Below are 20,667 nucleotides of genomic sequence, written 5' to 3' on the forward strand. Positions count from 1 at the left end.
TCGTTAAAAAATACAAATATGAAAAGGTATATTACTATTTTGTGTTTATTCAGCGCCGAGTTCTGTTTTGGCCAAACAGTTCATGAGGTGACTGTTTCTATAGGACAGGGAGTAGGTTGCCCTGTGGTCGCAGGCATAGACCACTCGCCCTATTTTGAAGTCTTTCCCAATCCAGCATCAACCGCTCTCACCATTCAAACGAAAATGGAGGAGGCTCACTTTCGGCTCACCGATATTCAGGGGCGAACGGTAAGGTTTAGCCAAGTCCAGAAAAACCGTACAGAAATAGATATACATGGCTTGCCAAGAGGTATTTATATCCTTCACCTGCAAAATGGAAAAACCATTGACGCCGTAAAAGTTCGAATTCAATAGCAAGATCAACAACCAGCAACTCTCTTTAGGTATTCGTATCATGAAGCATATCTTAATAGCCGCGGCAAGTATTTTTATTTTAATCCACACTACTGATGCGCAGCAAGCTATTCTCATCGAGCCAGGGGATCAAGTCGTTCTTCAGGCAGACAGCTACCGTGGAGAAATACAATGGCAGCAATCCTCAGACTTAAGTATCTGGACTGATATTTCTGGAGCTACAAATGGTAGCTATCAGTCGACTCCAAGTGTATTACCCATGTATTTCCGAGCAAAAATTTCAGAAGCAGGTTGTGATAGCTTTCATTTTGGTGAGGTTGTTCAGGTTCTTGGCATTGATGATGTCATGCTATGGTCAGAAGTTGCGACCTGGGGTGGGTCAAAACCACAAGCAGGAGAAGAGGTGGTAATTCCTGCAGGTCACTACGTGTTGCTAGACGAAAATACACCCAATCTAGGCGGACTTACTATTAAAGGGGCACTTCAATTTGATACACAGGATCTTGAATTAACCAGCAAGTGGATTGTGGTTGAAGGACTACTCAAGGTAGGTTCGCCGAACCAGCCATTTGAACAAAAAGCTACCATTACGCTTAATGATACAGATACAGAGGCCAGTCAAATGGGGATGGGGACACGAGGAATCATGGTCATGGGTGGAACTATGGATCTTCATGGAGCCACGCCCGAGGTGATCTGGACCAAGATAAATGCACATGCCGATGAGGGCGAGACGTCCTTGTCCTTGATCGAATCGGTAGATTGGCAAGTAGGAGATCAGGTTGTAATAGCACCTACAGATTATTATGAAGCAGGTTATGGAGCTTCAGTCACTCAAAGAGTGAGTTTGGCCTCGGTAAGTGGAGATCAGTTGGGTATTTCTGATCCACTGAATGCACATCGTTGGGGTCTGCTGCAATATCCAGTAGCAGATGGAATGAGCCTTTCGTCTTCGGGGTTAGTCACTCCACCTGTGGCAGATACGGAACTAACAGCTACACCCCTAGTTTTGGATGAACGAGCTGAAGTAGGTCATCTGACAAGAAATATTGTCATCCAGGCACCCGACGATAACCTGTGGAAAAATGAAGGATTTGGTGTGCACACCATGATCATGCCTTCAGGCAAAGCATTTGTAGAAGGTGTTGAATTTAGAAGAGCCGGTCAGAAGGGTCGAATCAGAAGATATCCGTTTCACTGGCATATGCTGAGCTACGAAGGTACAGCTACCTTGAGTGATGCCACTGGTCAGTATTTCAACAGAAGTGTGATCAATTCCTCCTCCAATCGAGGCGTGGTTATACATGGTACCAATGGTGTAGAGGTGAAAGAAAATGTAATTTATGATACAAAAGGTCATGGTGTTTTTACTGAGGACGCCGTGGAGAGAAGAAATACGATTGATGGAAATTTGGTGCTCCATGTTAGAAATCCGGATTATGGGTCGCAAATCCTGGAGCACGAAGTAGGTAGTTTTGGATCGTCTGGTTTTTGGATAGCCAATCCCGACAATATTGTGACAAACAATGTAGCAGCTGATTGTCAAACTTTCGGCTATTGGTTAGCCTTTCCTGACAAGCCTTTTGGTTCTAGCGCAGAGGTACTGGCCAGCGATGGTCAACTGATTCGACCCAATCGAATACTTTTTGGCACCTTCGACGGGAATACCGCACACTCTAATAAAAATGATGGTTTGCACCTGGACGACCCACAGGTTGATGAAGACGGTAACACCTTCCCACTTCAATATTGGTCAAGCACGGATGGTCGAGCCGATGTTGGTCATACCGAAACTTTGAGCAGGTTTACCTTGGCAAGATTTCATACTTGGAAAAATATGGATAACGGTTCTTGGGATCGCGGAGTATGGACGGATATGATCGAATTTGTCTCTGCCGACAACTGCGGAAGGTTCTTTGCAGGGTCAGGGGCAGACGGAGTCATCGAACGAGGGTTGATTGTGGGTACCAGTCTCAACTTTTTGATGAATGGAACAGGTCGTCCCGACATAGCAGATTTTCAGTTTAATGCTTCCTCAGCACCTACGGCATTTGCGACCTACCACAGTGCCTTCAGCATGAAAAACAATATTTTGGTCAATTTCGAAGTTACAGCACATGACCGGGCAGGTGTATTTGCGTCCGATGATTATTACATACGGGCAGTGGACAAGGGCATGCTTAGGAACACTAATAATACGTTTATCAATTCTCATTCAGGGGTTAAATTGATGTCTACAGATAGTTATTTCACCTTGGCTAGTGCCTTGTATGATCCCTATGGTTTTTGGGGCCCGGCGGGCAATTATTTTGTATATGATGATGATTTTCTAACCAATGGAAAGGAAAAGCATCTGGTGGAATTGGGTACTGAAATTGCAGGTGGGGTTAGCGTAGAAGGACCGTTTTACGGATTTGCTGCATTTGTACTTCACGGCCTAGGATTTACTCCCCCGTTAGCATCTCCTGACATGGATCTCATGGCTATACATGTAGATAGATATGCGCTTGATGATTTGGAACTGAATGCTGTGGTGGCTACCTGGGATGTAGATGCTGCAGAGCGCAGTTGGACGCTGCAACATATGAGGGATTTTGCCACCACGCCCGATGCCTTGTACTTGCTCACCTTTCCGGGAGAATCCAACCCTACAGATTTCCTTATGGAAGTAGAGCAAATGAAAGAGGCGACTGATACTCAGCTAATAGGTATCCAGTTTGAAGGTAGCATTGATCCTGAAGTGCGTTGGCAGCAAGAAAGGAACTCGAACAATTACACGTATTATACAGAGTTAAATTCTCTGACCGAAGTAGCGGGCTCAACTGGTGAAACCTGGTGGCAAGACAAATCTAACCATAGGGTATGGATAAAGATTCAAGGAGGGAAATGGGAAGAAAACGAATATGACACTGGCTGGGAACGCACCACCAATGAAACTATGCAATTATTAATTAGACCTGAAGACTCATGAAAAATTACTTAACTAAATTTTTCTTAACTGCACTTATTCTTACTTCACCCAAAGTCTGGGCTGATAAAATATTGATGTTTGTCTCTCATGAGCAGACGTATTACTCCGAATATATCGTGATGAAAGCTGCACTTGAAGCCTCCGGTCATGAGGTGGATGTTCGGAGTGCTACAACCATGGATTTTTCCATCTACATGACGGAACACTATGAGGATATTCCTACTGCCGCTAATGCACACGAAACGAGCAATTACTCGGATTTTCAATCCCAATTCAATGGGATGTTCGGGCAGGCCTGGGATGAGTCATTCAACGCTGTTCCAGCTTCTGCCAACACTACTGGTAGCCTCTTAGATGTAGAATCCATGAGCGGCTATGCAGGAATAGTCGTAGTGGGAGGGACGGGTTCACTCGACTACAGGGTGGATGGCACCTATGCTTCTCAGGGGGCTGATGAAAGAGAAATTTCGGCGTTAGTTGTAGAAAACACTGCTACACATTTAAACGATTTGGCTATTGAAGCTTTGCTATATGGAAAGCCAGTGATGGCACAATGCCATGGGGCCAGCATCCCCGCATTTTGGAGAATACCGAACACGAGCGGTTCGGGGCATGAAGTTTTGGGTTATAGCCTGCTGAAAGGACAAATTTCAGCAGGCTTTCCTGAAGGGCCGGGAGAACCAACTGGTCAAACACTCGAAAATTTGGATGTTACCTATAGACCCAATGATCGAGTCACTATTGCGAGTCCTCACAGTTCGCTCAACGACGATGGAACGGGAGACTATCGAATCATCACTACCAGAGATTGGTTTCCACAAACGGTGGCACATGCCGCTCGGACATTTCTAAATGTCATTGAATCCTATCCGAGCCAAACCAGAAAGGGAACCGGTGTGAAAGCGCTGATTCTGCATGGTGGAGAGATTGATACAGAAAACTGTGGACCTGGAAATAAAGAAAATGATGTGCCGTGTAATCATGGAGGTGGAGCCAACTTGCCTGCCGACTATACGCACCTTTTGGCTGTACTTCAAGCAAACGATGAAGCGGATGATCTGATTATCAATGCTAGCGAGTTGGATTTGTCGGAAACGATGCCGTTTGATGTGGATAGCGAGGCTGAGGCTCTAACATATTTTGAGGGATATGATGTGATCGTGTTTTTTAAGCATTGGTCGAACTATCTCACAGATGAAATGCTGCAGTCCATCGTGACTTTTGCAGACAATGGTGGAGGTGTAGTTGGTTTGCATCATGCCTTGTACAATGACAGCCACAATGCACAAAACAAAGACATCTTGGTCACTGAACTTTTTGGAGCTGAGTCGGCACCGGCATCTTGGGCCGCCAACCTCACTACTTTTGATATGTATGCCACCAATCACGGGCATTTTATCTCTGCATATGGCGTAGCGTTTGACGACGTAGCATTGTATCCTGATATGGACTCTTGGAATAATGATCCACTCGAAGTTGAGGCAAATAATTCACATTCGTATTTGGCATACCTGAATGTAATGGACGAATTGTATGTGGATTTCCAGGATACTGGTGATATCCCGATAGGAAGAGGAATAAATCATTTAACTCCTTTATTCTCTCACAATGCTCCGCCTCCTTTAGGGGAGTCGACTCAGACTAGACAAGCTGGGTTTACTCAATACTTTGATGGCAATGAAGATGGTACAGTTGGTAAGGTTGGTTATATCGCTCTAGGCGAAAGAAGAGAAAATGTGAACTCGGCTAGCAACTATGGGCAGATTATTCGAAATATGGTGGTATGGGCCGCTCCAAGTTTGTCGGACAAAATTGCTCAAGAGATCGAGATACAGGCATTCGAAGACAAATCTATAAGTGATGAACCTTTTAATTTGGGTGCAACGGCAAGTAGTGGGTTGTCGTTGAGTTATGTGGTCACTTCAGGCCCTGCTGAAGTAGATCAAACTGGTGAAGTTACGCTCACAGGGGTCTCCGGAATAGTTGTTATTGAAATATCCCAGGCTGGAAATGAGATATATAAAGAGGCTAGCAAAACCGTAACCTTCAACGTCCTTGACCCAGCCAAGCAATCACAAGAGATCACTTTTGAGGCTCTGCCTGACCGAAGCGAAGGCGATGCTCCTTTTAACTTGGAAGCCACGGCCTCTTCTGGTTTGTCGGTGAGCTTTTCTGTCATTGATGGGCCAGCTACTTTGTCTGGAAGTGTATTGACACTTACAGGAGCAGGTCGGGTTACGATCGAAGCAAGTCAGACAGGCAATGAAAACTATAATCCGGCCAGTTCGGTGCAGCGTATGTTCGACGTAGTTGAGTCCAATAATCCACAAGTATTGTCTTTGGATATGACAACCGATGGTGTAAGCGTATTTCCTAACCCTACAAATGATTGGGTGCATGTAATAACTAATAATGACTCACCGGGTTATCTGAGCATATATGCTGTAAACGGGAATAAAATTTTGGGCCGTAGGTTAGAGAAAAATGCCAGGATAGATGTGAGCAGTTGGAAGCCTGGTATGTATATGATAAAAGTAATAGAGAAAGAAAACATCACAACAACTAAAATCCTTGTAATAAGGTAACCGCATAGTTGATCGGACTAAGTGCAAGAGGAGTCATGTAGATGGCTCCTTTTTGTTTTTTACATAGACGACCGTTCAGTAAAAATATTATCGCAAATGCCTAATTTAGCGATCGAATTTCATTAAACCATTAATCGACTGCTACATGAGTAACGACGTTAGAAACCTTGAGCCTAAAGAAATGTGGAACTGCTTTGCCGATCTAAATGCAGTACCCAGGCCATCCAAAAAAGAAGAAAGAGTTATAGCCTTTGTCAAGAATTTTGGAGAGAGTCTAAATCTTGATACACATGTAGATGAAGTAGGCAATATCATCATCAAAAAACCAGCCACTCCCGGTATGGAAAACCATCAAACGGTTTGTATTCAGAGCCACATCGACATGGTGCATCAGAAAAATGCAGATACAGATTTTGACTTTGACACACAAGGCATTGAAATGTTTGTAGATGGAGACTGGGTGAAGGCGAAGGGAACCACGTTGGGTGCTGATAACGGCATAGGTGCGGCATCGATTATGGCTTTGTTGGCTTCCAAGGACATAGCCCACCCGGCTATTGAGGGGTTATTTACCATCGACGAAGAAACCGGAATGACTGGTGCTATGGGACTGAAGGGAGGACTCCTCGATGCGACCATCATGCTGAATTTGGATACAGAGGATGATCATGAGTTGACTATCGGCTGTGCCGGTGGAGTGGATGTGACTGGTGAAGGATCTTACCCAGAGGAGGAAATCACTTGCGATCGAGTAGGGCTTGAGATAAAAATGAAAGGTTTGTCCGGCGGGCATTCGGGCATGCAGATTAATGAAGGTTTAGGCAATGCCAATAAACTGATGAACCGACTGTTGTATGCTTTGGATTCGGAATTTGACATTAGAATCTCAAGCATCGATGGTGGCGGATTAAGAAATGCGATTCCAAGAGAATCTGTAACCACGATTTCGGTATTAAAATCTGAACGAGAAGAACTGGAAAATGAAATCATCGGCTTGGCCGAAATGATGATCGAAGAGCATGATACAACTGATCCAGAAATGGAAATTGACTTGAGTGAAGTGGAAGCTCCAGCGAGTGTCTTAGATAAGAATTTTCAGAAAAAATTATTGAGAGCTGTTTATGCATTGCCTAATGGCATATACAGAATGAGTCCGGATATGGAAGGACTTGTACAAACCTCCAATAATGTAGCTCGAGTGTTGGTTGGAGACGGAAAATATACGATTCAGTGCTTGACCCGAAGTTCGGTAGATACGGAGAAGGTGGATTTGGCTTTGAACATTCAGGCGATATTTGAATTGCTAGGCGCAGAGACCACCATGGACGGCGACTATCCTGGTTGGACGCCTAAGCCTGAGGCGGACATAGTGAAACTGATGGACGAATTGTATGAGAAAGAGTTTGGACATAAAGCTGATGTGAGTGCCTGTCATGCAGGATTGGAGTGCGGTATCCTTGGCACTAATTATCCTGACATGGAAATGATCAGTTTTGGACCGAATATCCGTGGAGCACACTCGCCGGATGAAAGGGTGCAAATCAGTTCCGTACAGAAATATTGGCCTTTCTTGTTAGAGACGCTGAAGAATATTCCGTTGAAATAAAAACTACCCTCCGAACATAAACATAGAGTTCGGAGGGCTATTTGAACTAAATCAGGTATACTTTTTAAAGTGATTGATTTCTACTTTAGCCTTTAGGCTATAAAGTAAATTGTACAAACCGAAGAAGGTTCTATTCATATATAAGAAATGCTTAGACCCTCTATTTTGGTTCATTTTTTTAAACTCTGGGTTTTTAGATAGCTGTTGACCTTTTTCGGCAATTGCATTAAAAAACTCATCATTATTGAAATCAAATTTTTTGAGATTGAAAGGAAGTGTGAACAGACTCAAAAGCTCCTTGAAAAATGTCTTAAAGAATAATCTCTCCTCTTCACTATCATCATCTCTTAATATTTCTAGTTCATGTAGTTTTTGCTCAAAGACGGTAGAATCCTCCATGATCGCCTGATTGGATAATTCGAAATAGGGTACATAAAACTCTTCAGGAATTTCTTTGATACATCCAAAGTCAATCGCAATCAGTTGATTTGATTCATCTACTAGAAAATTTCCAGGATGGGGATCAGCGTGGACTTCGCGCAAACCATGAATCTGAAACATATAAAAGTCCCAGAGTGTTTGGCCAATCTGATCGGCAGCGTGCTGATCCTGATTAGATTTAGTAAATTCTGACATGTGAACACCGGTCATCCAATCCATCGTGATCACCCGTTCATTGGAATACTCCTTGTAATACTTCGGAAATTTAATATTAGGGATCACACGGCAGGCTTCGGTGATCGACTGACTGCGGTTGACTTCCAACACATAGTCTGTTTCTTCTAGAAGCTTTCCTTCTACTTCTTTAAAATATTTTTCTAAATCCTTTCCTTTGAGATTTAGTAATTGCTTGGCAAATGGTTTTACAATAGCCAGGTCAGAAGATATGCTTTCAGCAACTCCAGGATATTGGATTTTAACCGCGAGAGGTTTGCCATCTTTCTCCGCCTTGTGTACTTGACCAATACTGGCTGCATGCGAGGATTTAGACTGAAATTTATCAAAGAGATCCTCTGCTGTTTTTCCAAAATATTTTTTAAAGGTTTTCTGTACTAAGGGACCAGACAAGGGTGGTACAGAAAATTGAGAAAGAGAGAATTTGTCTACATAAGCTTCTGGCAAAATATTTTTGTCCATACTCAACATTTGAGCCACTTTGAGAGAACTTCCTTTGAGCTGGCTCAGTCCATTGTAAATGTCTTCAGCATTGTTTTCATCCAGATGCTTCCTTGCATTTTCCGGATCCGTGAGCTTTTCTCCATAATACTTCAATTGATTCGACCCCACTTTTATGCCAGTGGAAATCAATTTTCCTGCCCTGCTTATTTTCCCTACTGGGATGCTATCTATGGTTTTCATTTGTTCACCGTTTCTTTGAATAGAAATTTGGCATAATCCACTACGCTTTTTATTGGAGTCGTATCCACTACATCGAACGTCGTATTGATTGTTTTTTCAATCATTACATCGGTCTTTTCGAATCGAGCAGAATCGTCCTTGATCCAAAACCTCAGAATGACCAGAAACTGTGCCCATGCCAGTTCTTCCACCGCCTTAGAAGAATAATGTTTGATTTGTTCTTTGTCGTCTGTTTTTAATTCCGCCAATCCGCTGATATACTCCTGAAAAGTATTTCTCAAAGTAGTGAGTTGAGGAATATCCAATGGTCCCTTTAGTGAAACCAATATATAGCTTCGATTTAAGGTGAGGATTTCGAAAAAGGTGTAATAAAAAGTCAATAATTTTTCCCGTTTGTTAAATGAAGGGTACTCTTTCGACTTTGAAATAACAGTTAATGCCTGTTGGATAAATTCATCCCAGATACCTTTCTGCAGTGATTCAAAACTGCCAAAGTACTCGTAAAATTGATTTTCAGTGATATTGATGTCTTTACAGAATTTGAAAATCGATTGTGGTGGATGCTCAGATTCCAAAACAGTTTGCATATATACACTGATCAGATCGCCCTTTGAAAAGGATAACTTTGGTGTTGACTTTCTTTTATTTTTTTCTTTAGTAGCCATAATATCGAAGATTTATACTGAAAACGATTGTCTAAAAAAATGGTTTAAAAATTAGACAAAATATTCCGTTTTTAAATCAACATTCGAACTAGGAACTAATTATATGACAGGTCCGTTACAGATTTTTAGTATTTTAGATCGAACCAAATATTCACTTTATGGAGCCGTTTGAGTACGTAGTTGTATTAATATCATTGATTTTAGGTTTGGGCGTCGCTCAATTATTGAACGGAGTGGCGGATATGCTAGCCCAATTCAAAAAAACTAAATTTAGTGTGGCGCACAGCATTTTTATAGTTGTACTTTTTTTGGTCTTTTTCCAGGAATGGTGGTACACCTATCAGTATTCAAAGCAGATTGATCAATGGACAGAGTCAATTGTTATGGCATTGATGATCTTTCCAATTGTATTGTTTTTGTTGGCTAGGTTTATGTTTCCTACTGGGTCACGTAGTCAGGAAACCGATTTAGATAGTTACTTTCGTGAAAACTGGAGATGGCTATATGGAATTTTCTCTTCCACCATTTTGATCAGTATTTTTCATAATGTCACGATTTCTGGTTTTAGTCTTGTTGAGCAAATTCCACTGATGCTTTATTTCACCTGGTATGTGGTTTTTATTTCGCTGAACATTCAAAATCAGAAGTATCATAACATATTCCAGGTCGCTCAGCTGTTATTATGGATTTACTTCTTTGCCCTAGTAGACAATGGCATGCTCAACTAGTCGAGAATCCTAAGCTTGGCAAAACTCAAGAGCAAAGTCTTATCACCCGCTTTTTCAAAACTGATATGCGCCTTTTTATTGGCGCCTTGTTCATCTATCTCAGTTACTTGACCAAAGCCGAATTTTGGATGCTCTACTTTATTTCCAACCGCTAGTTGGGAGGTATCGCTCGGCCTAAAGTCAGCGGAAGGTTTGTGAAACAACTGGTTTGGAGGAGGCTTTGGTACGGTTCGCTGAACATTGCTAATAAAAGTTTTGGCGTACTGATCACCTGGAGAAGGTGTGCTGCTCATCTTGGCATTGAACTTCAGGAAGTCTTTATCAATTTCCTCCAAGAATCGACTAGGTTCACAGGTTTTCAATCTACCAAATCTGTATCTGGTCAGCGCATAACTCAAATACAATTTGCTTTCGGCTCGGGTGATGGCCACATAGAAAAGTCGCCTTTCTTCTTCTAAATCTTGGCGCGAGCTGATCATCATTTGACTAGGGAAGAGATCCTCTTCCATACCAACGATAAATACATTTTTAAACTCCAGACCCTTGGCCATGTGAATGGTCATCATCGTCACCACATCTTTGTCCTCGTCTTTATCCTTATTGTCCGCATCTGTGAGTAGTGCAATTTCCTGTAAAAAGGCAGACATGGATTTGTCTTCGTTCTCCGGATTATCAACGAATTCTTTGATGCCGTTCAACAGTTCCTGAACGTTTTCATATCTGTTTCGCCCTTCGATGGTTTTGTCATCATAGAGCTCCTTCATCAATCCGGAGTTTTTAGCAATCTGAGAAGCCGCTTCAAAGGCATCTTTTTTCTCTACTGCCAGTTTGAAACTCTTGATAGTTGTCACGAACCGATCGATAGCTGTGGCCGTACGACCACCGATGACGTTCTTAGCGTTTTCTAACACAGACCACAGGTCAAGATTTTGTTCATTAGCCGCCACGAAGAGCTTGTCAACCGACGTGCCACCTATTCCTCGCTTGGGCAGGTTGATGATTCGGCGAAGGGCCTGTTCGTCATTTTGATTTACAGAATAGCGAATGTATCCTAGTAGATCTTTGATTTCCTTTCTTTGATAGAAAGACAGTCCACCGACGATCTGGTATTTGATGTTGTTTCTGCGCAGAGCTTCCTCCATCGCACGCGACTGGCTGTTGGTACGGTAGAGTATGGCGAAGTCAGCGTTTTTGTACTGGTTGTTGTTTTTCGATTCGAAGATAGCGGACGCTACCAGTTTACCTTCTTCGTTGTCCGTAGTGGCTTTGATCAATTCGATCAGGTCGCCTTCGTTGTTGTCGGTCCAAACACTCTTACGAAGCTGGTTTTTGTTTTTGGTAATGACAGAATTGGCCGCATTTACGATCGTCTTGGACGATCGATAATTTTGCTCCAGTTTGATCACTTTCAGCTCTGGATAGTCCTTTTCAAAATTCAGAATGTTCTGAATGTCGGCTCCACGGAAAGCATAAATACTTTGTGCGTCGTCACCTACGATACAGATGTTTCGCCGAACCGCAGCCAATTTTTTCGTGATTACATACTGTGAAATGTTAGTATCCTGAAACTCATCTACCATCACGTAGTGGAAGCGCTGCTGGTATTTGTTGAGCACGTCTATATGATCTCGGAAGAGTACGTTCGTATTGAACAACAAGTCGTCGAAATCCATGGCATCGGCTTTGAAGCATCGCGTAGCATACTCACGATAAATTTTGCCCATTTCAGGTTTGCCATTTTCTGTGTCATCGGCGAGATAGACTGGATTGTTTGTGTACTCTTGCCAGGAAACCAGCCTGTTTTTAGCACTGGATATTCGGTTGAATACCACATTGGGCTTGTAAACCTTGTCGTCAAGGCCAAACGATTTTACGATCTGTTTGATCAATGATTTAGAATCATCAGCATCATAGATCGTAAAATGACTTGGGTATCCCAAACGGTCTGCTTCTGCTCTGAGTATTCTCGAAAACACAGAGTGAAAAGTGCCCATCCAGAGGTTTCTGGCATCATTACCTGCTACACCCTCGATTCGCTCGCGCATTTCTTTGGCGGCCTTGTTGGTAAAGGTCAAAGACAGTATGTTGAAAGGATCAACCTTATGTTTTTTGATCAAATGGGCGATACGATAGGTCAGCACTCGAGTCTTTCCAGAACCAGCACCCGCTATAATCATAGAAGGTCCATCTACATTTTCTACTGCCTCTCGCTGAGGAGGGTTCAGTCCGTTCAAATAGTCTAAATCCGCATTTTCCAACATGGCTGCAATTTACGAACTGGAAAATTATTTTGAGACATCAATCGATAGAAATGGAGGTGAGATTCTACTCAATCTTGATTTCCATTTTCATTCGAATCTCCATAGCTTAGCGACTGCCGAATCAAAACCGAGATTACATGGAAAAACAAGGAAGTTTTAAGTCGCTGATACCTCTTATGGTATTTATTTTCTCCTTCTTAGGAATAGGAATTTTACTGGACGATTTCTATGCCTTGCCGGCACCCATTGCTGTGATTCTGGGGATCATGGTGGCGTTTGCGTTATTCAGCGATAGTTTGGAGGAAAAAACCAAGCAATTGGTAGAGGGCTGCGGAGACTCGAAAGTGATGACTATGGGAATCATTTATCTGCTGGCAGGTGCTTTTGCTACGGTGTCCAAACAGATGGGTGCTGTGGATTCAGTTGTCAATTTTGGATTGGACTTCATTTCTGTTCAATACTTGCCTGTAGGCGTATTTTTGATTGCCAGTTTTTTGTCCATTGCCACCGGTACTTCTGTTGGCTCGATCGTAGCACTAGGGCCAATCGTAGTTGGGTTGGCTGATCGATCTGGGACTTCCTTGGCCTTGATGTCAGCGACATTGCTGGGCGGTGCCATGTTTGGTGACAATCTATCTATTATCTCAGATACGACCATTGCAGCCACTCAGTCACTTGGGGTAAAAATGAAGGACAAGTTTAGAGCAAACATCTATATCGCTTTACCGGCCGCTATCGTGACTGTGATCTTGTTGTTGGTATTTGGTTTTACGAAAGACCTATCTGGAATTGATGCACTGACTGATACAGGTGATTATGAATTGATGAAAATCATTCCTTACGTACTGGTTATTGTTTTGGCAGTGATGGGAGTACCCGTATTTCATGTGTTGATCATTGGAATTATAGTTAGTGGTTTGATGGGGATTTCATTTGATAGCTTTTCTATGATGGGGTTTGCTAAGACTACTTATAAAGGCTTTGAAGGTATGACGGAGGTTTTTCTACTAGCCATTTTTAGTGGGGGCTTGGCCGCACTGACTGCCCATGATGGAGGGATCAACTACACCTTGCGCAAAGTAAAAGAATGGGTAAAGGGAAAGAAATCGGCACAATTCGGATTAGGTGCGCTGATTGGGATGACCAATTTGGCAATAGCCAATAATACGGTGACCCTTTTGATCACAGGAGATATTTCAAAGGAAATTAGTGAAAGTTATGGAGTGGATAAAAGGAAAGCGGCAGCATTGATAGACACGTTTTCTTGTATTGTACAAGGTTTACTTCCTTACGGCGCACAGGTGTTGATTTTGTTGAAATTTAGCGATGGAAGGTTAAATTTCTTTGACCTTGCTGGAAGTGTCTGGTACCTGTATATGTTATTAATATTTGTGGTGTTGGCCATAGTTATCAAACCCTGGGATAAGAAAATCTCCGAACTGGCAGAATAAAAATTTAAAGAAATGAATGTAAGACGAGCAACGGCAGATGAAGCCAAGTATATCATCGATTTTCAAATCGACATGGCGAGAGAGACTGAGGATGTGGATTTGGATAGAAACATCATAACGCCAGGAGTACAAGCAGTTTTTGAAGACGAATCTAAGGGTTGGTATTTTGTGGCTGAGGTAGACGGAGAGATCGCTGGCAGTCTGTTGACCACTTTCGAATGGAGCGATTGGCGCAATGGTATGATTTTATGGATTCAATCTGTTTTCGTGAGCAAAGCCTTTAGAGGGAAAGGTGTATATCGAGCGCTCTATGAGCATATTCAGGGAATGGTGAATGGGACTGATGACTATTGCGGCATTCGGTTGTATGTGGACAAAACGAATACCAATGCCCTCAAAGTCTATGAAAAGCTGGGTATGGATAGCCAACACTACGGCATGTGTGAGTGGATTAAGTCTTAGCTAATCCCATCAAATACTACATCTGGAATGTTACCCCAGAGCTGATCACGTTGCTCTTTGGCTTTGAGGAGGGCAGCTTTTCCTACTTGAGATACCTCGAAAAAGCGTTTGCGTCTACCACCCCGGACCTTGGTGGCTTCACCTAGCCTGGAGGTGATCAATTCTTTTTCTTCTAGCCGGTTGAGTACGGCATGTACTACACCTAATTTTACTTTTCGGTCAGTTACGCGCTCAATTTCATCACAGATCATAACACTATATGCTTGATCTATCTGGGAGGCAATAGTAAGTAGTACCAGCTCTTCAAATTCTCCAATATTTGTTCCTTTCATAGTTCTATATCAAAGTAAAATTAGGCCAGCGACAATAGTCACTGGCCCATAATTTTTATTCATTTCTCAAAGTGTCCGCCGGATTCGTTTGAGCGGCTCTATAAGTTTGAAAGCCAATCATGACCAGTCCAATCATAAATACTACAATCAAGCCACCAAGTACATCCCAAATCGTCATTGGAGCCAGGTAGGCAAATTCTGCAATTATTAACTCGTTGACGATGAAATAGGTTAGAGGTGCTGAAATAAGTGTAGCTACTAAAAGTAGCCAGACATAGCCTTTGGACAACAGATAAACTAGTTTTAAGGCAGAGGCACCTAGTACTTTTCTAATGCTTATTTCTTTTATTTTGGTTTCCACTGCATATACACTCATGCCCAGCAGTCCCATGGCTGCAATAGAAATAGCCAATATGGCAAGAAAGCCAACTACCTTGATCAGCATGCTAAACATCATGTAGGTTCTCTCAATTTCATCTTCATAGAAAGTGGCGGAGAAAGGATGCAATTCGTCAAAACTTCTCCAAACTGCTTCGAGTCTATCAATTGTAGCCATGTAGTCATCAGAATTGATGACCAAATTCAAGTACCTATATTTAGTGCGATCATATCTGAATGCAAATGGTTCTATCGGCGCATCAAGAGTGGAGTGATTAAAGTCTTTGACTACTCCTAAAATTGCGAGTTTTTTGTTTTCCAATTCTATTTTTTCTCCAAGTGCTTTCAATGGATCAATGTCGAAACGTTCTAGAAGTTTCTCATTGACTATGACGTGCTGTTCATCTGCGCTGTCAGGGCGATACTTGAAATTCTCACCTGCGATCAGGCTAAACTTGTGATTTGATAAATAGTATTCGTCAATGTAATTGATGTGTACTTGAGCTGAATCCAATGGATCTTTGTATTTCCCATCTTTAAGATGAGTCATAGTGGAATGAAGAATATGTTCGCTTAGAGAAATAGAGTTTACATCTGGTACAGCAGCAAATGCATCTCTCGACAATTGATGATTATTGCCTTGTAAATCTATGTTTAATATTTGGTCTGTGGAAAAACCTAGATCGTAGCTGGTCGCATGGATATATTGTTTGTTTAGAATAATAGTTCCTAATATGAGAATCGTAGAAATAGAAAATTGAGTAATCAGGAGTATTTTTCTAAGAGTCAGCCCAGCAAACAATCTCACATTTGATGAGCCTCTTAGTACGGCCATGGCTTGAAGTTTGGATAAAGTGCTAGCGGGAATAATACTTGCCAAAACTCCAGCAAAGATGGCAAAAAGGATAAATGCACCAACTACAGACCAGGTAATGGGTAAGCTCAGGCCATCTCCATCCAATAATATGAGGAATTGATCTCTTAATGGAATATATATCAGACAAGATACCAGCAATGCCAGCAATGCAATGATTATAGATTCAATAACAAATTGAGCGAAAATATTCCAACGTGTAGCACCAATAACTTTTCGAATCCCTACTTCCGTGGTCCGGCGCAAGGATCTGGCAATGGAAAGGTTTGTATAGTTGAAACAAGCCGTAAGCAAAATGATAAAAGGAAGTATCGCAAAGATAAGGGTAGCAGTAGCTGGCAACGTAGGGCCAAGTTGGTTGCCTAGTGCAGCACCATTGAATATATCACTGAGCGGTTGCAACTTTGATGTAATATGAAGTGGAGCAATGACTTCATTTTCTGTATCACATATTTGGCGCAACGCATGATTAATCTGTTTTACATCTTCTTTATGTGGTATTGTCATGTAGATATAGGTGATCCACATACTGCTGGAGGCAGACCAGTCAGGATCAGATTGATTTTCATTTACCAAAGTGCTATAAGATCCTAGTGCCTGAAAAGTAAAATGAGAGTTTTTAGGAGGGTTTTGTGCTACACCACGGATCAAAAACTCCCGCTCTCCTACGGTTATTAATTTACCCATTGGATCTTCTGCTCCGAACAATTTGTACGAAGTGTCTTCTGTTATTACCAGACTGTTTGGTTCGGCAAGTGCAGTGGCTGGATCTCCCTTTATCAAAGGAAAGGAGAACACTTTAAAAAAATCTTCAGAAGCCCATAAACCTGTAATAATTAGTTTCTTATCTCCAGTATCAGCATCGCCTCCAAATCCACCGTATAGTGTTGTTTTATGTTCATACCCTGATACATCTTCTAGTTTTTGACTTATAAAATGAGAAGTTGTTGCCATTTTGAATTCATCACCTCGGCCATTAGTGCGGGTATTAATTACACGATAGATATGATCTGCTTTCAGATGGAAGGTGTCAAAATTCCTACTTTCTACAATCATGGTGATGACCAATAGCCCAACGGACATAGCAATTGCTAGCCCAATGATATTGATAAATGAAAATAATTTGTTTCTAGCAAGACTCCTAACCGAAGTCTTGAAGTAGTTTTTGAATAACATGTAACTGTTCATCTTGTACTTGTTTTTGAGTTTTTTAAATGTGTACGACCTAAAAAATTTGAATACATCAATGATGAAAATAAGATTGGCCATTCTCTTTCCTTTGGCCAAGTTGCGCTCATAATACTCGTAGAGGTCTCCCTGCAGATCTTCAAGTAAATCTTCTCTACAGTACCATTCGAGTAGTTTATTGGCCCATCGTGGGGGGTGATTATGGTCTCGATTTGAATTCAATTTTATTTATTCATTAAATGTATGAAAAATTAGACGTGTATTTAAAGTAATCAGTTACATTTATTCATTATTTGTATGTAAAATAAATACTCGAAGGGGATTATGTATAGCTAGGAACAATAAATTGTAAATTGATGTTCAATTTATATTCTTGTGATAGTTCCGTGATTTTTGATCACTACTTTTGGGAAAAATTAGAGCAAAAATGAATCATCTGAGTAAACTCTTTCTATTGGTCTTAGTCATTTCCGCCTGTAGTGTGGTAGAGGTGGAGAATATGGATAATGAAAATTCTGAAATCAATTTTGAAAGTACTTTTCCTAATAGTGCCATAGATGTGAATGCCTATTTATTGGGCGGTGCAAGTAGAACCTGGACGACTTTGGAATTTACTATTGATGGTGTAGATGGCTTTCAGAACTGTAGATTAGATGATCAAATTCAGCTCAATAGTGATAAAACCTATGATTATGATGGAGGTGACATGCTGTGCGGCGCGGAAGATGATCAAAAACTGAAGTCAGGAACCTGGGAGGTTGACGTAGACAACAGAACGTTGACCTTTGATGCAGGCACTGATAGAGAAGGGATATTTCATATTGAGAGTTTAAATGCTGAAGAGATTGTAGTTCGATCGCAATATTACAGCTGGGAAGTATTGGGTAAATTCACTCACGAATAACTGACACATGAAAAAAATATTTCTTATCGGCCTGCTCTTGTTGGTTGTAGAGTCTCTTTTTGCGCAAAGCAGCTTGCAGCAATACACGCCATCGGTTTTGCTTAGCCAAGGTCAAATGGAATTTAAGCTGTTTAACAACTTATATACCCAAACCAAAGTTAGAGATGAGAATGGTACAGCCATTGAGCTCGGACAGCGGCAATCATTTCTCAATAATCAGTTTAGGTTTCTTTATGGTATTTCGAATAGTAAGCGCCTAAATGTTGGGTTTGAAACCAATCTCACTACCGCCTGGTATGGAGGTGAGTCTAGCGATTTAATGTTCACCTCTATTGGCCCAACATTAAAGTTTGTGCCCATTGAGAGTAGGGGGAATTTCAGTATTCAAAGTACCTTTCTATTTCCACTCAATGGAGATGATCTAGAAAATCCGTTGTTTGTCAATCACAATAGATACACCTGGTGGACGCAGGTTTTTTATGATCACTCAATCAATTCTAAAGTTAATCTATTTTTTGAGGCTGATTTACTCTATAGGTTCAAGGCGGAAGACATGCAGAATACATTTTTTAGAATTCCATTGAATCTAATTGCCAGCTATTTCCCTACTTCAAAACTCACGCTTTACACGAATGTGCAATATGCACCAGCATATGGTAAGCTTCAAGGTGTAGAGAATGTTGAGTTTGGGCGCATGAGATGGTTTACTCAGTTGGGCCTAGGTGCAAAATATCTCGTACTTAACAATCTTGAGTTAGAGTTGTCTTACTCGAATTTCATCCTATCCAAACGAGATGGTGCGGGAAGTGTATATAATTTCGGGATTAGATTTTTGAGATAATAAGTTCAGTGATTTTCCCATAAATGGACTGAAGTTGCTTTTTGTCTTTCAGCAAATTCAAATGCTTTTCAATTGTTTCAGTATCACCTCTTTTAGCCGGGCCTGTCAATGCATTGTCAGGTCCTGAGTCAAGTGCATTTCGAATAGATTCAAGAATCAAAGGCTCAAGGGTTTTCAAATCAATAGAAGAATCTTTTAGGATGTCTTCGGCAGCTGAGAGCATGCGATTGGTAAAATTACTTGCAAAAACTGCGGCAACATGAAGTTGTTTTCTTTCAGCTTCGGAAGCGATTTTCACATTGGAACTCAAGACATTTCCCAATTTGGTTAATTGATCAATGGCGATTTCATTCTTTCCATCAATGAGGATTGGTACCTCTTCGAAGTCAACCATTTTGCCCGTGGTAAAAGTTTGAAGAGGATAAAAAATCCCTGAATGGCTATGCTTCAATACATTCAATGAAACGGTACCTGAAGTATGAGCGATTATTTGATCCTTGGAGCAAAGTATTTTTTCTGAAATATGACTTATGGCATCGTCACTGATAGCAATGATTAATACTCGAGACCTACTGTTTGAAAAATCAAGAGAACCAGTGGCTGAGGTACCTGGAGTATGATCTGATAGCTTTTTAGCCTGAGCTAATGATCGGCCGTAGATCTCATTGACCTTCACTCCCTTTGTCCTAAGCTCATGTATCAAGCTAATAGCTACGCGGCCAGTCCCAATAATACTTACCTCATTGTCAAAATTATCAGCCATGCTAATTTGCGTATCTTTAGTCATAGCGAATCTATGAAAAATTGTTCACTCGATCAGTGGTATGGCACAGCCAAAAAAATTGAATGGGAAGGTCATTCAATCCTTTACAAGGATGAAATTTCTGATAAGGAAACTCTTTTGCTTATTCATGGATTCCCAACATCTTCCTACGATTGGTGGAAAGTTTGGGGTCAGTTGGGAGAGCGATTCTCATTGATAGCTCCTGATATGATTGGATTTGGGTATTCTGACAAGCCTTATGATTTCCCTTACTCTATAATGAAACAGGCAGATTTGATTCTGGATCTGTTGGAGCAGAAGGGGATATCAGAATTTCACATCTTAGCTCATGATTATGGGGATACCGTAGCCCAGGAGATTTTGGCTCGAGCTAATGAAGGTAAGGCTATTACGGTAAAATCAACTTGCTTGCTTAACGGAGGGATTTTCCCGGAAGCACATCATCCCATTTTGATCCAAAAACTGTTGATGAGTCCAATTGGCTTTATTCTCAGTCGTTTATTGAATCAGAAGAAATTCGAGAAGTCGTTCTCAAAAATATTTGGGCCATACAGTCAACTTACTCAGGAGGAGTTAGATGTGTATTGGAAGTTGGTTTCTCAGGGTGATGGACACAGAATCGCTCATAAAATAATTCGATACATGAGAGAACGTGTGGTGAATAGAGAGCGATGGGTGGGAGCATTACAAATTTATCCCAATAAACTGGGTCTGATCAATGGGCCGGAAGACCCCATATCAGGAAAAGTGATGGTCGCTCGATTCGAAGAGATAATATCAACGCAAAACATCTGGCTACTCGATAATATTGGCCACTATCCGCAGGTGGAAAACCCAATAGAAATGCTAAAAGCTTACTTTGAGTTTATGAATTAATAACAAAGCCCTTCCATTTTCATGAAA

The 20,667-nt window shown here is 41.4% G+C and carries 16 protein-coding genes; 10 read left to right on the top strand and 6 right to left on the bottom strand.

Annotation, left to right across the window (positions count from 1 at the left end; translation table 11 throughout):
* Nucleotides 1-18 precede the first annotated feature (18 nt).
* From ACO6S2_RS06240 to ACO6S2_RS06255, 4 genes are all read left to right on the top strand, one after another.
* Nucleotides 19-375 carry a T9SS type A sorting domain-containing protein gene (locus ACO6S2_RS06240; protein WP_422361657.1) on the top strand — a complete coding sequence of 119 codons (357 nt, stop codon included), beginning with the start codon at nucleotides 19-21 and terminating at the stop codon, nucleotides 373-375.
* Between the two features lie 40 nt (nucleotides 376-415).
* On the top strand, nucleotides 416-3,346 hold the full coding sequence (locus ACO6S2_RS06245) for a G8 domain-containing protein (protein ID WP_422361658.1): 2,931 nt from the start codon (nucleotides 416-418) through the stop codon (nucleotides 3,344-3,346).
* Nucleotides 3,343-5,931: a T9SS type A sorting domain-containing protein gene (locus tag ACO6S2_RS06250; RefSeq protein ID WP_422361659.1), complete on the top strand. Its 2,589-nt coding sequence runs from the start codon at nucleotides 3,343-3,345 to the stop codon at nucleotides 5,929-5,931. The genes ACO6S2_RS06245 and ACO6S2_RS06250 overlap by 4 nt, the downstream gene beginning before the upstream one ends.
* Nucleotides 5,932-6,076: 145 nt before the next feature.
* The gene (locus ACO6S2_RS06255) at nucleotides 6,077-7,537 is read left to right on the top strand and encodes an aminoacyl-histidine dipeptidase (RefSeq protein ID WP_422361660.1); all 1,461 of its coding nucleotides are present in this window, start codon (nucleotides 6,077-6,079) and stop codon (nucleotides 7,535-7,537) included.
* 51 nt (nucleotides 7,538-7,588) lie between these two features.
* Here ACO6S2_RS06255 and ACO6S2_RS06260 read toward each other — a convergent pair whose 3' ends face one another.
* Together ACO6S2_RS06260 and ACO6S2_RS06265 are read right to left on the bottom strand one after the other, a co-directional pair.
* Entirely contained in the window at nucleotides 7,589-8,896 is a 1,308-nt protein-coding gene (locus ACO6S2_RS06260) for an ABC1 kinase family protein (protein WP_422361661.1), read from the bottom strand.
* Nucleotides 8,893-9,561 (bottom strand): TetR family transcriptional regulator C-terminal domain-containing protein, encoded by a 669-nt coding sequence (locus ACO6S2_RS06265; RefSeq protein ID WP_422361662.1) that lies wholly within the window; start codon nucleotides 9,559-9,561, stop codon nucleotides 8,893-8,895. The genes ACO6S2_RS06260 and ACO6S2_RS06265 overlap by 4 nt, the downstream gene beginning before the upstream one ends.
* A 158-nt stretch (nucleotides 9,562-9,719) precedes the next feature.
* On the opposite strand from ACO6S2_RS06265, the gene ACO6S2_RS06270 reads away from it, so the two are divergent.
* Nucleotides 9,720-10,289: a hypothetical protein gene (locus ACO6S2_RS06270; RefSeq protein WP_422361663.1), complete on the top strand. Its 570-nt coding sequence runs from the start codon at nucleotides 9,720-9,722 to the stop codon at nucleotides 10,287-10,289.
* On the opposite strand, the gene ACO6S2_RS06275 is transcribed toward ACO6S2_RS06270, so the two are convergent.
* Nucleotides 10,286-12,550, bottom strand: a complete 2,265-nt coding sequence (locus tag ACO6S2_RS06275; RefSeq protein WP_422361664.1) for an ATP-dependent helicase — start codon at nucleotides 12,548-12,550, stop codon at nucleotides 10,286-10,288. The genes ACO6S2_RS06270 and ACO6S2_RS06275 overlap by 4 nt on opposite strands.
* A 137-nt stretch (nucleotides 12,551-12,687) precedes the next feature.
* On the opposite strand from ACO6S2_RS06275, the gene ACO6S2_RS06280 reads away from it, so the two are divergent.
* Nucleotides 12,688-14,001 (top strand): Na+/H+ antiporter NhaC family protein, encoded by a 1,314-nt coding sequence (locus ACO6S2_RS06280; protein ID WP_422361665.1) that lies wholly within the window; start codon nucleotides 12,688-12,690, stop codon nucleotides 13,999-14,001.
* Nucleotides 14,002-14,013: 12 nt separating this feature from the next.
* Nucleotides 14,014-14,463, top strand: a complete 450-nt coding sequence (locus ACO6S2_RS06285; protein WP_422361666.1) for a GNAT family N-acetyltransferase — start codon at nucleotides 14,014-14,016, stop codon at nucleotides 14,461-14,463.
* On the opposite strand, the gene ACO6S2_RS06290 is transcribed toward ACO6S2_RS06285, so the two are convergent.
* The gene (locus ACO6S2_RS06290) at nucleotides 14,460-14,795 is read right to left on the bottom strand and encodes a PadR family transcriptional regulator (protein WP_422361667.1); all 336 of its coding nucleotides are present in this window, start codon (nucleotides 14,793-14,795) and stop codon (nucleotides 14,460-14,462) included. The two genes, ACO6S2_RS06285 and ACO6S2_RS06290, sit on opposite strands and share 4 nt — an antisense overlap.
* A gap of 55 nt (nucleotides 14,796-14,850) precedes the next feature.
* On the bottom strand, nucleotides 14,851-17,457 hold the full coding sequence (locus ACO6S2_RS06295; RefSeq protein WP_422361668.1) for an ABC transporter permease: 2,607 nt from the start codon (nucleotides 17,455-17,457) through the stop codon (nucleotides 14,851-14,853).
* Nucleotides 17,458-17,662: 205 nt separating this feature from the next.
* On the opposite strand from ACO6S2_RS06295, the gene ACO6S2_RS06300 reads away from it, so the two are divergent.
* Complete coding sequence (locus ACO6S2_RS06300; protein ID WP_422361669.1) at nucleotides 17,663-18,139, top strand: lipocalin family protein; 477 nt, start codon at nucleotides 17,663-17,665, stop codon at nucleotides 18,137-18,139.
* A 7-nt stretch (nucleotides 18,140-18,146) separates the two neighbouring features.
* On the top strand, nucleotides 18,147-18,980 hold the full coding sequence (locus ACO6S2_RS06305) for a hypothetical protein (protein WP_422361670.1): 834 nt from the start codon (nucleotides 18,147-18,149) through the stop codon (nucleotides 18,978-18,980).
* Here the strand turns inward: ACO6S2_RS06305 and ACO6S2_RS06310 are convergent.
* On the bottom strand, nucleotides 18,964-19,767 hold the full coding sequence (locus tag ACO6S2_RS06310; RefSeq protein ID WP_422361671.1) for a Rossmann-like and DUF2520 domain-containing protein: 804 nt from the start codon (nucleotides 19,765-19,767) through the stop codon (nucleotides 18,964-18,966). The two genes, ACO6S2_RS06305 and ACO6S2_RS06310, sit on opposite strands and share 17 nt — an antisense overlap.
* Nucleotides 19,768-19,776: 9 nt before the next feature.
* Between ACO6S2_RS06310 and ACO6S2_RS06315 the strand changes: the two genes are divergently transcribed.
* The gene (locus ACO6S2_RS06315; protein ID WP_422361672.1) at nucleotides 19,777-20,640 is read left to right on the top strand and encodes an alpha/beta fold hydrolase; all 864 of its coding nucleotides are present in this window, start codon (nucleotides 19,777-19,779) and stop codon (nucleotides 20,638-20,640) included.
* Nucleotides 20,641-20,667: the final 27 nt, after the last annotated feature.

Source organism: Reichenbachiella sp., from assembly GCF_965233835.1.
Lineage (GTDB): Bacteria > Bacteroidota > Bacteroidia > Cytophagales > Cyclobacteriaceae > Reichenbachiella.

What these genes read in the sequence shown, in the direction of transcription:
- ACO6S2_RS06240 (WP_422361657.1), top strand. Translation starts at nt 19, where the DNA reads ATGAAAAGGTATATTACTATTTTGTGTTTATTCAGCGCCGAGTTCTGT.
- ACO6S2_RS06245 (WP_422361658.1), top strand. Translation starts at nt 416, where the DNA reads ATGAAGCATATCTTAATAGCCGCGGCAAGTATTTTTATTTTAATCCAC.
- ACO6S2_RS06250 (WP_422361659.1), top strand. Translation starts at nt 3,343, where the DNA reads ATGAAAAATTACTTAACTAAATTTTTCTTAACTGCACTTATTCTTACT.
- ACO6S2_RS06255 (WP_422361660.1), top strand. Translation starts at nt 6,077, where the DNA reads ATGAGTAACGACGTTAGAAACCTTGAGCCTAAAGAAATGTGGAACTGC.
- ACO6S2_RS06260 (WP_422361661.1), bottom strand. Translation starts at nt 8,896, where the DNA reads ATGAAAACCATAGATAGCATCCCAGTAGGGAAAATAAGCAGGGCAGGA.
- ACO6S2_RS06265 (WP_422361662.1), bottom strand. Translation starts at nt 9,561, where the DNA reads ATGGCTACTAAAGAAAAAAATAAAAGAAAGTCAACACCAAAGTTATCC.
- ACO6S2_RS06270 (WP_422361663.1), top strand. Translation starts at nt 9,720, where the DNA reads ATGGAGCCGTTTGAGTACGTAGTTGTATTAATATCATTGATTTTAGGT.
- ACO6S2_RS06275 (WP_422361664.1), bottom strand. Translation starts at nt 12,550, where the DNA reads ATGTTGGAAAATGCGGATTTAGACTATTTGAACGGACTGAACCCTCCT.
- ACO6S2_RS06280 (WP_422361665.1), top strand. Translation starts at nt 12,688, where the DNA reads ATGGAAAAACAAGGAAGTTTTAAGTCGCTGATACCTCTTATGGTATTT.
- ACO6S2_RS06285 (WP_422361666.1), top strand. Translation starts at nt 14,014, where the DNA reads ATGAATGTAAGACGAGCAACGGCAGATGAAGCCAAGTATATCATCGAT.
- ACO6S2_RS06290 (WP_422361667.1), bottom strand. Translation starts at nt 14,795, where the DNA reads ATGAAAGGAACAAATATTGGAGAATTTGAAGAGCTGGTACTACTTACT.
- ACO6S2_RS06300 (WP_422361669.1), top strand. Translation starts at nt 17,663, where the DNA reads ATGAATCATCTGAGTAAACTCTTTCTATTGGTCTTAGTCATTTCCGCC.
- ACO6S2_RS06305 (WP_422361670.1), top strand. Translation starts at nt 18,147, where the DNA reads ATGAAAAAAATATTTCTTATCGGCCTGCTCTTGTTGGTTGTAGAGTCT.
- ACO6S2_RS06310 (WP_422361671.1), bottom strand. Translation starts at nt 19,767, where the DNA reads ATGACTAAAGATACGCAAATTAGCATGGCTGATAATTTTGACAATGAG.
- ACO6S2_RS06315 (WP_422361672.1), top strand. Translation starts at nt 19,777, where the DNA reads ATGAAAAATTGTTCACTCGATCAGTGGTATGGCACAGCCAAAAAAATT.